Here is a 625-nt window from a genome sequence, read left to right on the forward strand (position 1 = left end):
AGCAATCCCATCCTTGCTCCTGCCTGTTAAGACGTACCGCTTCTTCAACGCGAACCGCACTCAGGTCTAATTCAAGGTGTTCATTTACGCAGTTCGGCTTCTTGGCTCTTGGTACTTTGTGACCTTGAAGCCTTTGTACTCGTTGTTCTAACTTCTGCGCCACTTCCAACTCTGCAATATCAAGCGGATGTTGAATGATATAGGTGACAACGTCACTCATTGTTTCAACTTGGTTTAGCTTGTCATGAATACGTGCTTGTCGCTCACGACTTGGCGGCAGATGCGACTGACGGAAATAGTGCAGTGCTAAATCATACTCTTCCAGTCTCTCGAGATCTCTGGCAATCAAATTGATCAACCTTGAGCGACGACGCACCAATGTGGGGTGCTCACTTTCTGTGGGCATACTTTCCAACAGAGCGGAGAGCTGCGAAGATGATTTGCTAGTGAGCTGATAGTAGTGCTGCTGAACCGCATGCAGAGTGAGTAACTCATCGACTTGTGCGCGATTTTGAAAGAAACGCGATTCAAGGGAAATACTGACAGGCTCAAAGGTATTCAATCCTAAATCGCTTAGCACAAATTGACTAAGGTCTTGATGGGTATTGCCAAAGAACAACACCAG

General features: G+C 46.6%; 1 pseudogene. It reads right to left on the bottom strand.

The features are described from left to right. Positions 1-625 (bottom strand): annotated as a pseudogene (locus KIV40_RS32555) (VRR-NUC domain-containing protein); the annotation flags it as partial.

Source organism: Vibrio sp. D173a, assembly GCF_030248475.1.